A 1,541-nucleotide genomic window follows, 5' to 3' on the forward strand; every position below is an offset into this window, starting at 1 on the left:
GAGCCAGTTCGGCAACGGCACCGCCATCTTCACCAACGACGGCGGCGCCGCCCGACGGTTCCAGAACGAGGTCGAGGTCGGCATGGTCGGCATCAACGTCCCCATCCCCGTCCCCATGGCGTACTACAGCTTCGGGGGCTGGAAGAACTCCCTCTTCGGCGACACCCACGCCCACGGCACCGAAGGCGTCCACTTCTTCACCCGCGGCAAGGTCGTCACCACCCGCTGGCTCGACCCCAGCCACGGCGGACTCAACCTCGGCTTCCCCCAGAACAACTAGCCCCTTTCCATGAGGCTTTCGTAGACGGAGAGCCCACCAATCACCTGTGCGGGGTGCGGATCTCGGACCGCACCCCGCACAGGCCCCACCCGCACGATCACACATCACACCATCAAGGAGCACGTCATGCCTCTCGTTCACATCCACGTCATCGAGAACAGGCGTACTCCTGAGCAGCTTCGTCACCTCGCGGATGTAGTGCAGGGCGTGATGCTCGAGCACTTCGCCGCACCGGACCGAGACCGCTACCAGATCATCTCCGAGCACAAGCCGGGGCAGATCATCGCCGAGGACACGGGGTTGGGGTTCGAGCGAACCGACGACATCGTGGTCGTGCAGGTGGCTCAACAGGGCCGCAGCCAGGAGCAGAAGAAGGCCATGTATCGGGCCCTGGCCGATCACCTGCACGCCGAGACTGGTTTGGTGCCAACCGATCTGATCGTATCGGTACTCGAAAACACACGCGACGACTGGTCCTTCGGCAACGGCATCGCACAATTCGTGGAAGGACACCTCTGAGCGCCGGCCACAGCAAGTGCTGGGCGGGGCAGCCCCACCAGAACGGACATCGACATGATCGGCTACCAGACAGAGATCCTCACATTCGCCGTGACATGGGCGCCCTACGACGGTGGCGACGAGCACGTACTACCGACCTTCGGCATCAGTCTCGACGAGTACTACCGCCGGGTTCTGCACTTGCTGGACACCCCCGCGGCCCGGTCGGTCGACCCGTCCACGATCCTGCGAATTCGGCACCGGTGCATGCAGCGACTGGCGACCACGACTAGAAAGGTGCCCCAGAGCCGGTAGCGGACAGGAGACGCTGCGTAAACGTCTTTTTGCAGCAGTCACCCCACAAACCGGCAGCGGCCTAACGGCTCCTCGCCGGCGTAGGTGGGTAGATCCTCCCCTGAAGTGCGCGACCGCAGCAAAATCGGAATCAGGTGTGATTGGAGTTCCCACTTACGCGTGATTACCGGCCCGGCAGTTCGTGGAGGTCCCAAGGCCCGCATCATTGCTCGCCATAGGTGAACACCCCCTGGACGGTGGCAGACACGTCCTGCGACGAATCGTCGCTGCCGCATCCGGCGGCGACGAGAAGGGTCAGCATGTCGCGGGGCGCAGCCGAGGGACTAATCCGTCGAAGCAACACGACGGAATCGAGCTCACTGCAATCTGGCCAGCACGGTCCGCAGACACAATCCGCTGGCAATGGGGAACGCAGCCGCCGCCAGCCAGGGAATGCCTGCACCCCAAC

At 63.7% G+C, this 1,541-nt stretch carries 3 protein-coding genes; all 3 read left to right on the top strand.

Translation table 11 applies throughout. The annotated features are described in order from the left end of the window. Nucleotides 1-280 (top strand): aldehyde dehydrogenase family protein (locus tag AC1D1G_RS45045; RefSeq protein ID WP_418339178.1); only part of this gene is annotated, 280 nt, incomplete at its 5' end. Nucleotides 281-406: 126 nt separating this feature from the next. Further along, nucleotides 407-799 (top strand): tautomerase family protein, encoded by a 393-nt coding sequence (locus AC1D1G_RS45050; RefSeq protein ID WP_280782274.1) that lies wholly within the window; start codon nucleotides 407-409, stop codon nucleotides 797-799. A gap of 54 nt (nucleotides 800-853) precedes the next feature. Further along, nucleotides 854-1,093, top strand: a complete 240-nt coding sequence (locus tag AC1D1G_RS45055) for a DUF3263 domain-containing protein (protein ID WP_283353481.1) — start codon at nucleotides 854-856, stop codon at nucleotides 1,091-1,093. Nucleotides 1,094-1,541 lie beyond the last annotated feature (448 nt).

This window comes from Rhodococcus sp. P3_B8 (assembly GCF_056402775.1).